Consider the following 12,333-nt stretch of genomic DNA (forward strand, 5'->3'; position numbering starts at 1 on the left):
GCGCTCCTCCGTCGGTCGGGACTCCTGCGTCGGTCGGGACTCCTGCGTCCGTCATCGCGCTCCTCCCGTCGGGCGTCGCGCGGCCGTCCGGGCCAGCGCGATCATGCCGGTGGTGGACCGGCCGTCGAGGTACGGCACCACCACCGTGTGCCCGCCCCAGCGGTGGACGATCTCGGCCTCGGGCAGGTCCGGTTCGTCCCCGCCGCCGGTGCCGTAGTCACCGCCCTTGACCCAGATGTCCGGGCGCAACCAGGACAGGGACGCGTGCGGGGTGGACTCGTCGAAGACGACCACCGCGTCGACGCAGCCGAGCGCGGCCAGCAGCCGGCTGCGGTCGTACTGCGGGACCAGGGGGCGGTCCGGGCCCTTCAGCCCGGCGACGCTGGTGTCGGAGTTGACGCAGACGATCAGGCAGTCGCCGAGCCTGCGGGCCGCCTCCAGGGTCGCCACGTGTCCGGCGTGCAGCAGGTCGAAGCAGCCACCGGTGGCGACCACCGTTCCCCCGGCGGCGCGGACCTCGGCGACCAGCGCACCGGCCGCCGCCGCACCGATGCGCGGCCCACCGTCGGGGACGGGAACCGCCACCGGCTCGGGAACCGGGGCCGGTACGGCCGCCGCCACCCCGCCACCGGCCACGTACGCGGACGCCTCGGCGACCGCCTGCTGCACCGCCTCGGACACCAGCGCCCCACGGGCCAGCGCCACGGTCGCGGCGGCGGCGAACCGGTCCCCGGCCCCGCAGGTGTCCCCGTCGGCACTGGTCGGCGACGGCACCACCAGCGGCGTCGAGCCGGCGTGGCAGAGCAGCGCGCCGTCCCCGCCGAGGGTCACCGCTACCGCGCCGACCCGCCAACGCTGACGCAGCCCGTTCGCCCCCCGGGACGCGGTGATCAGGCGGGACGCGCCGGGCGTACCGCCGGCCAGTTCGCGTACCTCGACCTCGTTCGGGCAGGCCAGCCGCACACCGGGCACCGCCGCCGGGCCACGCGGGTGCGGGTCCCAGACCACCGGTGCGGTCGCCGCCGCCAGCGCCGCCCGCAGCGTCGGCTGGGCGGCGACTCCCCGCCCGTAGTCGCTGACCAGGATGCCGGCCGCCCCGGCGAGCAGGTCCAGTACGGCTTCGCTCGGCTCACCCGGCGGACCGGCGGCACCGCCCCGGTCGAGGCGCAGCAGCACCCGGCCACGGGTCCGCAGCCGGATCTTCTCCGGCGTGGCACCGGGCAGCGGCAGCGCGTACACCTGCACCCCGGCGGCGGTGAGCAGGCTGCTCAACCGGGCCCCACCGGCGTCGTCGGCGAGCGCGGTGACCAGGGCGACCTCGAAGCCCTGCCCGACCGCGAAGAGGGCGGCGAGCCCGGCGCCACCGGGCCGGTCGACGTGGGTGCTCTCGTCCAGCACCGGGACCGGCGAATCCGGGCAGAGCCGGTTGACCACCCCCTCCACGTCCCGGTCGAGCAGGGTGTCGCCGATGACCACCAGCCGCCCGGTCACGGCCCGGCCCCTCGCCCGTTCGGCCCCCGGCTGTGCGTACGCCGCGACCGCACCGGCCGGTGCTCCCCCGGCTGCCACCCGCCCGGTTCCCGCTCCACCACCGGCGGTTCGATCAGTTCCGGCACCACCGGATCGGGATCGACCAGCGGTGCGTCGACCAACGTCGGGTCGACCGGTGCCGGAGCCACGGTCGGGTCGACCAGCGGCAGCGCGGCGTACCCGGCCGGTACGCCGAGCGCGGTCGGCAACGCCAGTTCGACGTACTCGCAGAGCAGGTGCGCCGAGACGAGGTGCAGTTCCTGCACCACCTGCGGATCCGGCGACGGTACGGCGAGCACCTCGGCACAGACCTCGGCCAGCGGGTTCGGCACCGGGCCGGTGAACGCCCAGCAGCGCAGTCCCGCCTCCCGTCCGGCCCGCGCCGCGCGGATCAGGTTGGCGCTGCGGCCACTGGTCGAGAGCAGGAGCAGGATGTCGTCGCGGCGGCCGTGTGCGCGTACCTGGCGGGCGAAGACCTCCTCGAAGCCGTAGTCGTTGCCGATCGCGGTCAGCGACGAGGTCTCCGCGCTGAGCGCGATCGCCGACAGCGGCGCCCGGTCCGCCCGCAGCTTGCCGACCAGTTCGGCGGCGAGGTGCTGAGCCTCGGCGGCGCTGCCACCGTTGCCGGCGACCAGCAACCGCCCGCCCCGGGCGAGCCGGTCGGCCAGTTCGTCACCCCAGCGGGCCAGATCGCCCGCCACCTGCCGGTACGGCAGCAGCGCCGAGGCCAAGCCGGCGAGGTGCGCGTCGATCACCTCGGTGGAGTGCGCCATCAGGCCACCACCCCGCTCGGCCGACGCACCTCGCTGACCGCCGTGTAGACACCGCCGACCTCCGCCGCCGCACGCCGCCACGAGTACTGCTGGCGGGCCCGGTCCAGGGCCGCCTGGGCGTAGGCGAAACGGCGGGTCCGGTCGGCCAGCAGGTCGGCGATGGCGACGCCGAGCGCGCCCGGATCGCGGGGCGGCACCAGGTCACCGGTCCGGCCGTCGACGACGGTGTCGATCAGCCCGCCGACCCTGGTGCCGATCACCGGCACCCCGCACGCCATCGCCTCCAGCGGGGTCAGCCCGAACGGTTCGTACCAGGGGGCGGCGACCAGCACGTCCGCCGACCGGTACCACCGGGGCATCTCCTCGCGGGGCACGGCACCGACCAGGCGTACCCGGTCGGCGAGACCGCACGAGCGGGCCAGCGCCCGCAGCCGGCGGGCCTGCGGGTCCTCGCCGAGCAACTCCTCCGGCGGCCCGCCGACGATCACGCACTCGGCGTCCGGGACGGCGCGCATCGCCCGGATCACGTCCTGGAAGCCCTTGCGTTCCACCAGCCGGCCGACGGTCAGCACCCGGGCCCGGCCGGGCTGCCGCTGCGCGACCGGACCGGCCGGGGAGAAGTTCTCCACGTTCACCCCGGACGGCACGACCACCATCCGGTCCTGCGGCACGCCCATCCGGACCAGTTCGCGTACCTCGTCCTGGCTCTGCGCGATGACCCGGTCCATCGCCCGGCCCAGGGCGCGCTCGTAACCGATCCGGCGGGCCGGGCTGGTGTCGGCCGCCCCCTGGTGCCGCCGCTTGACCGTGCCCAGCGCGTGGTACGTCTGCACCACCGGCACCCCGGTCTGCCGGCCGGCGGTGATCGCCGCCAGGCCGCTCATCCAGAAGTGCGCGTGCGCGACGTCCGGCACCCAGTCGTCGCGCCGCCACGCCGCGACCAGCCACCGGCTGAACTCCTTCATGTACGGCAGCAGCGCGTCCTTCACGATCGGCTCGGGTGGCCCGGCCGGTACGTGCACCACGGCCACCCCGTCCAGCATCCGTACGAGTTCGGGCGGGTCGGTGCTGTCCCGCCGGGTGTAGACCCGTACGTCGTGCCCGGCCGCGGCCAGCGCGGCGGAGAGCTCGGCGACGTGCGTGTTCTGCCCACCGGCGTCCTCCCCGCCCAGCGTGGCGAGCGGACTGGCGTGCTCCGAGATCATCGCGATCCGCATAGCTCCTCCTCCAGCAGCCGGTCCCAGTCGGTGAGGAAACGGTCCAGGCCGTACCGGGTCCGGGCGGCCTCTCGGGCCCGGACGCCGAGCCGGTGTGCCGCCGAGGGCTGGTCGATCAGGTGCGCGGCCGCTGCCAGCAGGGTGTCGACCCGGGTGGAGAGCACCCCCGCGTCCGGTGGCACCGCGACCACCGCCTCGGTCGCGGCGAGTACGACCACCGGCATGCCGATCGCCATCGCCTCGATCAGGCTCAGCCCGAGCGAGGTCCACCGGCACAGGTGCAGGTACGCCCGACGCCGGCCGAGTTCGGCCTGCATCCGGCTCTGCGGGAGGTCGTCGTGGGTGGTCAGCCGGTCGGCGGGCAGTCCGAGGTGGTCACCGAGACCGGCCACGCCCAGGCCGAAGACGTCGAGCGGGGCGATCTCGGCGAATCGCGGCAGCAGGTCGGTGCCGGTGACCCGACCTCGGCGTACCGGTTCGTTGATCACGACGGCGAGGCGGTCGAGTTCCCCGGTGTAGCCGGCGACCGGGTCCACGATGCCGTGTTCGATCACCGTGGTCCGGGTGCCGCCGGTGTCCCAGAACAGCGAGTTGAAGTGGGTGACGTGGGCGATCAGCAGGTCGTCCCGGTCGGCCATCGGGTGCCGGCTGTTCGGCACCGCGCCCTCCTTGGGCGTGTTGTGCTCGACGAAGATCGCCGGCAGGGTGCCCCCGATCGGGCGACGCAGCCAACGACCGGCCAGCTCGAACTCCTCCGGCCGTTGCAGGATCACCAGGTCCACGTCGGCGTCGGCGAGCTGTTCCGGGGTGACCTCCTCGACCGTGTCCGGCCAGGGGTACGTCCGGGCCCGCCCCAGCCCGTACGGGCCCCGGTCCGGGGTGACCGGCACCAGGTAGCGGTGCTTGCCGTGCACGAAGGACGTGGTCCAGGAGCCGTGCACGTGCCAGAGCAGGATGTTCATACGGTGCCGCCGGGGACCAGTTCGGTACCGCCGGGGACCAGCCGGGTGTCGCCGGTGACCGGACCGGCGGTGGCGGGGACCGGCTCGCCGCTCCCGACGACCGGCTCGGTGGACCGCTCGACCGGCTCGGGGGCGCGGGCGGCGAGCAGGCGGACCGCCTCGACCACGCTCTCCGGCGCCACCCGGGACAGGCACGGGTGGCCGGGCACCGGGCATCGGGTGGCGCGGGTGTTCCGGCAGCCGGCGGCGGCGTCACCGAGCCGGACCGTGGGCACCCGGTACGGGCCCCACTGTCCGAACGAGACGGTCGGGGCGAAGAGGCTGATCACCGGCGTACCCAGGGCGGCGGCGAGGTGCGCGGGCCCGGTGTTGCCGACGACCAGGCACCCGGCGCGGGCGATGATCGCGGCGAGTCCGGTCAGCGAGGTCTGGCCGCCGAGGTCGACACCGGACCGGCCGGCGACCCGGGCGCTCAGCGCACCCTCGCCCGGTCCCCCGGTGACCACCACCCGGTGCCCCGCCTCGGCGAGCGCGGTCACGATCCGGGCACAAATTTCGGGCGGGCAGGCGCGGGCGGCCACCGACGAGCCGGGGTGGACCACGACGTAACCGGGTTCGGCCAGTGCGCCGTCGCTGGGCCCGGTCTCCAGGCACCCGGCGCGCAACCGGAGCACCGGCTCGTCCCCGGCGGGCAGCGGGAACCCGGCCGCCGCGGCGAGCGACAGCGCCCGTTCGGTCTCCGGGATGCCCAACGGCACCCGGTGCCGTACGTCCAGCAGCGAGCCCGGGTAGTCGTCGCTGATCGCCGAGATCCGCCCCACCCCGGCCATCCTCAGCACCAGGGCCAGCGGCAACGCGGACTGGTGGAAGGATGTGAACAGGACCGCCTCGTCGGCGCCGACCTCGGCGAGCCGGGCGGTCAGCCGGTCCACTTCGGACCGGTCGACCGGGGTCGGTTGCGGGTCGATCCACGGCAGCGGCCACTCGATCAGCTCGTCGATGCCGGGCAGCAGTTCGGCCGCGGCCCGTCCCCGGGGACCGCAGAGCATCACCACCCGGTCGGCACCGGCCGCCACCGCCCGGATCGCTGGCCCGGTGACCAGCACGTCCCCGGCCGAGTCGGGCCGGGCCACCAGGACGCGGCGCGGTCGCCGCCGGGGCGTACCGCCGGTGTCGGGCTGCTGCCGGCGGGAAACGACGAGTTGTTGTCGACGGAGGATGAGGTCGACCGCGCCCGGCAGGTCACCGGCGACGGTCGGGGCCGCGGCGATCTCCTCGGCGCGGGTCTGCGGCGTCGGCACCAGGATTCCGGCCGCCCCGGCGGCCGAGGCCGCGGTCATGTCGGCGGCGATGTCTCCGACCAGGACACAGCGGTCCGGTGTGGTGCCGAGGGCACGGGCGGCGTCGGAGACCATGCCGGGTGACGGCTTGCGGCAGCGGCAGCCGGCCACTCCGGGCCCCGACTCGGCGTGCGGGCAGATCTGCCAGGTGTCGAACGGACCCAGCAAGTCCTCCACCCGCGCGTTGACCCGCTCCAGGTCACGGCGGCTGAACCGCCCCCTGGCGAGGCCGGACTGGTTGGTGACCACACCGAGCCGCAGGCCGGCCGCGCGCAGCCGGTCGAGTGCCTCCCGGGCTCCCCGCACCGGCCGGACCAGCGTCGGGTCCCCGTTGTACGGCACATCGTGGACCAGGGTGCCGTCCCGGTCGAAGAGCACCGCGTCGAACAGCGGCAGCCGGTCCGGTTCACCCCGAGCCGGCTCGGCCCGCCCCCGGTCCGATTCAGGTCGCCCCTGCGCGGGGCCGGCGATCGTGCCGCCTGACCTGCGCTGATGCGGGTCGACCTGATCGTTTCGCACGGGGGCCGGGTTCCCTCGGGTAGGAGGAGTAAACCTGGGTTCCGCCCGGTCGCCGAACCGCCCAGCCCGCCCCCGGCGGCTGCTGCGGCCACTGTGCGCGCTGCTTCTCGCCCATGACGCGCTCCGCACCGGTACCCACGCCGCCGCCGCGCTAACCGCGATCCCCCGAATCGACCCGGCGCCCGAGCCGTGACCGGATCGGTGTGGCCGAGCGCGACCCGAACCGGAAGGGCGGATCGCGGCGTTGGGTAGTGGTGAGCACTGCCGAGCGTAACCCTGAGCCCTGGTCACAGGGAGGCCGGACCACCGTCGCGACACTCCCGACAACACTTCGGGCACCCCGTCCCGGATGACCTCGCACCCGTGGTCGGCGCGTGGCGACGCCACAGAATGGTGGTAAACAGGATGCACCCGGATGGCCCGGTGGTCGCGCCGGGATACCGACGCAACTACCCTCTCCCCTGACCGCTGTCGGCAGAACGAGGATGTCCGTAATGATCGAACCCGTGCAGTTGCCATCCCCGTGGCGGGATGAGCGGCTCACCGTCGTCGTGCCCACCTACAACGAGGCGGGCAATCTGCCTGTGTTGGTCGACCGACTACTCGCCCTGCCGCTGCCGGGACTGACCGTCCTGATCGCCGACGACAACTCTCCGGACGGAACCGGTGAGGTCGCGGACAAGCTCGCGGCCGAACACCCCGACCGGGTACGGGTGGTGCACCGGCCGGGCAAGGAGGGCCTGGGGCGGGCGTACGTCGACGGGATCAGCCGGGCGCTCGACGGCGGCGCGGATTTCGTGGCCCAGATGGACGCGGACCTGTCCCACCCGCCGGAGGCGCTGCCGGGGATGCTCGGTGCACTGCTCGCCACCCAGGCCGGCGTGGTGATCGGCTCACGCTACGTGCCGGGCGGGCAGCTCGACGAGGCGTGGCCGCTCTACCGACGGGCCCTGAGCGGCTGGGCCAACCTGTACGTGCACACCCTGCTGCGGGTCCGCATCCGCGACCTGACCGCCGGTTTCAAGATCTGGCGGGCGGACTCGCTGCGCTCGATCGGGCTGGACCGGGTGCAGTCCAACGGCTACAGCTTCCAGGTCGAGATGCACTACCTGGCCACCAAGCTCGGGCACACCATCCTGGAGGTGCCGATCCGGTTCGAGGAGCGCCGGGACGGCGTTTCGAAGATGACCACGGCGACGAAGATCGAAAGCGCGCTGATGCCGTTCAAGCTGTGGAGCCGGCACCGCGACATCCGCTCGTAGTAACGACGCGACACCGCCAGTCGCGAACTCGTAGGGTGCTCGCCCACCGGCGGCGGGCACCGCGCCGAAACGGCCCCGGCCTCGGCAACCCGGCGAAACGGCGTTTGTCACCGCCAGACCGGGGCATCCAGCCCGCCATGTACGAGGTACAGCAACTCATCGACGGGGTGTGGGGGGCCGGCGGCGACCCGGACGACCCGCTGGTCCTCGATCCGGCCGACAACACCGAGGTGACCCGGGTTCCGGAGGCCACCGAGGCGCACGTGGCCGCGGCGGTCAAGGCGAGCCGGGTGGCCGCCGCCGGCTGGGCCGCCACCCCCGCCTCGGCCCGGGGTGCGGTCCTGCACCGGGTGGCGGACCTGCTGGAATCCTCCGCCGACCAGCTCGCGCTGGCACAGACCGCCGAGATGGGGCGGCCGATCGGCCTGGCCCGGGGCGGGGTCGACGCCGGTGTCGGCACCCTGCGCCAGTACGCCGAACTCGGCCCGATCCACCGGGGTCAGTCGCTCGCCGGCAACCCGGAGGCGATCGACCTGATGGCGGTGCAGCCACGGGGCGTGGTCGCGGTGCTGACCCCGTGGAACGACCCGGTGGCGGTCTCCTGCGGGCTGCTCGGCGCCGCCCTGGTCACCGGCAACGCGGTGGTCTACAAGCCGAGCGAGCGCAGCCCGGTGAGCGGCTGGCTGCTCGCCCGGCTCTTCGCCGCACACCTGCCGGCGGGCGTACTGTCGCTGCTCACCGGGGGTGCGCGGGTCGGTGCGGCGCTCGCCGCGCAGGAGGTGGACGTGGTCGCCCACGTGGGTTCCACCGCCACCGGGCGGTCGATCGCCGCGACCTGCGCCCGGACCGGGGCGAAGGCGCTGCTGGAGAACGGCGGCAGCGACGCGCTGATCGTGGACGACGACGTCGATCCGCGTTGGGCCGCCGAGCAGGCCGCCCTGGGCGCGTTCACCAACTCGGGGCAGCTCTGCGTCGCGGTCGAGCGGATCTACGTACTGCGCGCGGTCGCGGACGAGTTCGTCGAGGCGCTGGTGGCACGGGCGCAGGCGCTGCGGGTCGGTCCGGGACGGGACCCGCAGACCGAGATCGGGCCACTGGTCGACCGCCGGCAGCGGGCCGTGGTCGACACCCGGGTACGGGCGGCGGTCGCCGACGGGGCGCGGGTACGCACCGGCGGCTCGGTGCCGGACGGGCCGGGCGCCTTCTACCCGCCCACGGTGCTGGTCGACTGCACCGACGAGATGGCGGTGATGCGCGAGGAGACCTTCGGTCCGGTCGCGCCGGTGCTGGTGGTGGACTCGTTCGACGAGGCGCTGTCGCGGGCGGCGCACTCGCCGTACGGGTTGTCGGCGAGCGTACTGACCGGGTCGATGAGCCACGCGCAGCAGGCCTGGCGGGAGCTGCCGGTAGGCACGGTGAAAATCAACAACGTGTTCGGTGGGGCGCCCGGCGGTGCCGCGCACCCGCGCCGGGGCAGTGGCCAGGGCTTCGGGTACGGCCCCGAACTGCTCGACGAGCTGACCGTGACCAAGGTGGTGCACATCTGCGCGCCGGGCGGTCCCGCCGGGCGGTGGTGACCCGGCGGACCCACCGCCGCGCGAACGGCCGCTACTTCCTGCGCGCCCGGGCGGTCTGCCGGTTGTTCGCCTTCTGGATCGCGCCGACCAGTTCGGACTTGTTCATCCGGGACCGGCCCGGCACGTCGAGCTTCTTCGCCACCTCCATCAGGTGACCCTTCGAGGCGTTGGCGTCGACACCACCGGCGGTCGGTGCCCGACGGGCCGGGCCACCACCGGCGGCCTGCTCGTCGCTCGGGCCCTTGCGCCCCTTCTGCTCCCAGTGGTCGCCGACCTTCTCGAACGAGTGCTTCACCGCCGCGTACGCGGTCCGGTGTGCCCGTTCGCCCTCACCGTACGTCTCCACCGCCGAATCGTGCGTCTTCGCCCAGGTGTCCTGGGCCTTGTCCGGCGAGCGTCGCAACGTACTCGGTAGCACCTCACGTCCCGGCATGGTCATCCTCCTGGAGTTCCGAGCCGGTTCGCACCGGCCCCAAACCGTCGTCGGCCAACCCTCACTCTTCCCGGCACCGCGACCACCAAACGTTTCGGCCCGGCTCCGGCCCGATCGCCCGGCGATTCGGTTTACCGGGTGGGCCTCGGGGTAGCGCATAGGACATGGACCGGGGCAACAGCAAACACGGACCGAGGCTCGACGACGAGATGAGCCGGGAGGTGGCCAGCACGGTCAACAACACCGCCGGCTCCCGAGCCGAGGAGTGGCGCGAACCGGAACCGTCCGGCGAGGACCAGCCGGGCTCGACCAGGGCGCCGACCGCCGACACCCGCTCCGGTGCCCCTGCGGGCATGACCTCGGTCGAGGTCGAGGAGCGCAGCCGGCTGGGCCGCTTCATCAGCCTGTCCGCGTTGCCCGGTGACCGGGAGGCGCTGCGGCGCAGCGCGGAGGAGAACGAGGCGCCGGACGAGATCCTGGCCCAGTTGGACCAGCTGCCCCCGGACACCGAGTTCCGTACGGTCTCCGAGGTGTGGGCGGTGCTCGGGCATCCGAACGAGACGCAGCGTTGGTGACCCGCCGCCGCGTACGCGCGGTGGCAGCGGGTTTCCGTCGACGAGGAAGGAAGTCAGTCAGATGAGTGCGGTGACCGAATCCGTGGACGTGGCCGTCCCCGTACGGACCGCGTACGACCAGTGGACCCAGTTCGAGGACTTTCCCCGCTTCATGGAGGGGGTCGAGGAGGTCCGTCAGGTATCCGAGACGATGACCCACTGGAAGGTCGGGATCGTCGGGGTCGAGCGTGAGTTCGACGCCCGGATCACCGAGCAGCTGCCCGACGAGCGGGTGGCGTGGACCTCCACGAACGGCACCAACCAGGCCGGTGTGGTCACCTTCCACCGGCTCGACGAGGGACACACCCGGGTCACCCTGCAACTCGACTTCGAGCCGCAGGGGATGACCGAGAAGGCCGGCGACAAGCTCGGCCTGGTCGACCGCCGGATCAAGGGCGACCTGCAACGGTTCAAGAACTTCATCGAGGCACGCGGTGGCGTCGAGACCGGCGCCTGGCGCGGCAAGGTGGACCGGCCGCAGCCGTAGTGGTGTCCACAGCAGCCGGTGCCCGTCGGGACCTTTCCCGACGGGCACCGCCGTGTCTCCCGCCGGTTTGTCCGTCCGGCCGCCGGGTACGGCCAGAGTATGACCGACAACGACAGCTCCGTCTGGCGGGACGACGAACGGATACCCCTGCGCGATCTGGAACGGGCGATGGGCGCCTCCACTCCGGATGGGCAGGTGGACGACACGACCGGCAACGACGCGGGCGCGGAGTCGACATACGGCCACGGCGCCGAGGCGGCCGACGGACAGCCGACCACCGAGGTGGACCGGGAGGAGATGACCGATCCGGATCGGGCCTACCGGCCGTCGACGACGGGCCGCAACGGCCCACACTGACCCCGAGGGTGTATTCGGCGTTCCGGCGGGTTCGCGCCGGGACGCCGCCTGCGGTCAGGCTGCGGCGCGGGCGCGTTCGCGCCGACCGGAGGCGAGGTAGAGACCGAGCAGGATCAGCGAGAGGACCACCAGCGACGGCCCGAGCGCCTCGACACCGAACCGGCTGATCAACACCCCGATCCCGGCCGGGAGCAGGGCGCCGCCGAGACCGGCGGCGCCGATCTGCAACCCGATGGTCCGGTCCGCGTGCCGGGCGCCGACCCGGTCGGCGGTGGTCAGGGTGAGCAGCGGGAAGACCGGTGCCGCGGCGAAGCCGATGATGGCCAGGCCGGTCACCGCCAGCGCGCCCGGCCCCGGTACGGCCACCAGCGCCGCGCCGACGACCATCCCGATCAGGCTGCCCCGCAGTACCGCCCCGCTGCCCAGCCGTTCGGCGACCAGTCCCTGCACCACCCGGCCCAGGAACAGGCTGCCCCAGTAGATCGACACGCAGACCCCCGCCACCGTCGCGCTGATTCCCCGCCCCTCGGTGAGCAGGAGGAAGGCCCAGAGTCCGGCACCGACCTCGACGCCCACGTAGACGGCGAACGCGAGGGCGCCGGTCCAGACCGCCGGCAGGGCGAGGGTGGCGGCGATCCGTACCCGTTCGGGCGCGGCGGTCGGCTCCGACCCCGGCTCGGCCGAGTTCGCCGTACCGGGGCGGGCCCAGGCCCGTACGGTGAGCACGAACGCGAGGGCGAGCAGGATCTGGGCGCTGGCGACGATGCCGTAGCCCCAGCGCCAGGAGAGTCCCGCTCCGATCGCGCTCGTCATGATCAGGGGACCGAGCGCCACGCCGAGCCCGAAGAACGCGTGCATCCAGTTCATGTGGCGGGGCCCGAAGGCGCCCGCCGCGTACGCGTTGAGACCGGAGTCGATCGCACCGGAGCCGAGCCCCAGCACCAGCGCGCTCACGATCATCACCGTCAGTGCGGGCGCCTGCGAGTAGCCGGTCAGGGCGAGGCTGGCCACCGCGGTGCTGCCCGCGAGCAGCCAGCCGACGCCCACCCGGGCGAGCGTGAAGCCGGCCGCGACGCTCGATGTGAGGTAACCGACCGTGCCCGCGGTCAGCAGCAGTCCGACCGCCTCGGTCGGCACCCCGAGGGTCACCCGGATCGACGGCCAGCCGACGCCGAGCAGGCCGTCGGGCAGGCCGAGGCTGACGAAGGCGAGGTAGGCCAGGATGAGCAGGGCGGGGCGGGGGCGGTTCGACACGTCTGGCG

Annotated in this window: 11 protein-coding genes and 1 pseudogene; 5 read left to right on the top strand and 7 right to left on the bottom strand. The window is 73.8% G+C overall.

Going from position 1 to position 12,333, the window contains the following annotated elements; genetic code table 11:
• Nucleotides 1-51 precede the first annotated feature (51 nt).
• From ACZ6QQ_RS28930 to ACZ6QQ_RS28950, 5 genes and pseudogenes are all read right to left on the bottom strand, one after another.
• On the bottom strand, nt 52-1,476 hold the full coding sequence (locus ACZ6QQ_RS28930; protein ID WP_465880638.1) for a PfkB family carbohydrate kinase: 1,425 nt from the start codon (nt 1,474-1,476) through the stop codon (nt 52-54).
• Between the two features lie 11 nt (nt 1,477-1,487).
• Nucleotides 1,488-2,303, bottom strand: a complete 816-nt coding sequence (locus tag ACZ6QQ_RS28935) for a D-sedoheptulose-7-phosphate isomerase (RefSeq protein WP_465880548.1) — start codon at nt 2,301-2,303, stop codon at nt 1,488-1,490.
• Nucleotides 2,303-3,520, bottom strand: coding sequence for a glycosyltransferase (locus ACZ6QQ_RS28940; protein WP_465880549.1), 1,218 nt, complete (start codon nt 3,518-3,520; stop codon nt 2,303-2,305). The genes ACZ6QQ_RS28935 and ACZ6QQ_RS28940 overlap by 1 nt, the downstream gene beginning before the upstream one ends.
• Nucleotides 3,505-4,482, bottom strand: coding sequence for a glycosyltransferase (locus ACZ6QQ_RS28945; RefSeq protein WP_465880550.1), 978 nt, complete (start codon nt 4,480-4,482; stop codon nt 3,505-3,507). The genes ACZ6QQ_RS28940 and ACZ6QQ_RS28945 overlap by 16 nt, the downstream gene beginning before the upstream one ends.
• 122 nt (nt 4,483-4,604) lie before the next feature.
• Nucleotides 4,605-6,293: pseudogene (locus tag ACZ6QQ_RS28950) on the bottom strand (HAD-IIIA family hydrolase); the annotation flags it as partial.
• A gap of 542 nt (nt 6,294-6,835) precedes the next feature.
• Between ACZ6QQ_RS28950 and ACZ6QQ_RS28955 the strand changes: the two are divergent.
• Nucleotides 6,836-7,603 (top strand): polyprenol monophosphomannose synthase, encoded by a 768-nt coding sequence (locus ACZ6QQ_RS28955; protein WP_465880551.1) that lies wholly within the window; start codon nt 6,836-6,838, stop codon nt 7,601-7,603.
• Nucleotides 7,604-7,740: 137 nt separating this feature from the next.
• Nucleotides 7,741-9,180: an aldehyde dehydrogenase family protein gene (locus tag ACZ6QQ_RS28960; RefSeq protein WP_465880552.1), complete on the top strand. Its 1,440-nt coding sequence runs from the start codon at nt 7,741-7,743 to the stop codon at nt 9,178-9,180.
• A gap of 31 nt (nt 9,181-9,211) precedes the next feature.
• Here ACZ6QQ_RS28960 and ACZ6QQ_RS28965 read toward each other — a convergent pair whose 3' ends face one another.
• Nucleotides 9,212-9,613 (bottom strand): ChaB family protein, encoded by a 402-nt coding sequence (locus tag ACZ6QQ_RS28965; protein ID WP_465880554.1) that lies wholly within the window; start codon nt 9,611-9,613, stop codon nt 9,212-9,214.
• Nucleotides 9,614-9,777: 164 nt separating this feature from the next.
• On the opposite strand from ACZ6QQ_RS28965, the gene ACZ6QQ_RS28970 reads away from it, so the two are divergent.
• The 3 genes from ACZ6QQ_RS28970 (at nt 9,778) to ACZ6QQ_RS28980 (ending at nt 11,071) form a co-directional block, all read left to right on the top strand.
• Nucleotides 9,778-10,188 carry a DUF2795 domain-containing protein gene (locus tag ACZ6QQ_RS28970; RefSeq protein WP_465880555.1) on the top strand — a complete coding sequence of 137 codons (411 nt, stop codon included), beginning with the start codon at nt 9,778-9,780 and terminating at the stop codon, nt 10,186-10,188.
• 61 nt (nt 10,189-10,249) lie between these two features.
• Entirely contained in the window at nt 10,250-10,714 is a 465-nt protein-coding gene (locus tag ACZ6QQ_RS28975; protein WP_465880557.1) for an SRPBCC family protein, read from the top strand.
• Nucleotides 10,715-10,813: 99 nt separating this feature from the next.
• Entirely contained in the window at nt 10,814-11,071 is a 258-nt protein-coding gene (locus ACZ6QQ_RS28980) for a hypothetical protein (protein ID WP_465880559.1), read from the top strand.
• A 54-nt stretch (nt 11,072-11,125) separates the two neighbouring features.
• On the opposite strand, the gene ACZ6QQ_RS28985 is transcribed toward ACZ6QQ_RS28980, so the two are convergent.
• Nucleotides 11,126-12,325, bottom strand: coding sequence for an MFS transporter (locus ACZ6QQ_RS28985; protein WP_465880561.1), 1,200 nt, complete (start codon nt 12,323-12,325; stop codon nt 11,126-11,128).
• Nucleotides 12,326-12,333: the final 8 nt, after the last annotated feature.

It is taken from the genome of Micromonospora sp. NPDC049529, from assembly GCF_055586685.1.